The 220-nt window shown below is 42.7% G+C and carries 1 protein-coding gene; it reads left to right on the top strand.

All coding sequences use genetic code 11. The features are described 5' to 3' along the window. The coding region (locus ACVCZW_RS00015) for a hypothetical protein (protein WP_452231276.1) at window positions 1–220 on the top strand (220 nt) is incomplete at both ends.

Genomic DNA, 220 nt, shown 5'->3' with positions numbered 1-220 from the left:
AACCTATACTATAGAAGGAGTGCCAGCAGGAACAGTTGATATCGTAGTAGATACAACTACTTTACCAACAGGATCGACATTAACAGATGGAACAGAGCCAACCGAAGTAACGGTACCAGTAAGTGGAACAGTTACAGCAGGGACAGATGGTTATACTACAGCCGGAACAGTAACTGGAACCGTATATAACGATGAAGATGGTGATGGAATACAAAACGGA

It is taken from the genome of Lacinutrix sp. MEBiC02595 (genome assembly GCF_053601555.1).
This window is presented reverse-complemented; position numbering and strand designations above follow the sequence as displayed.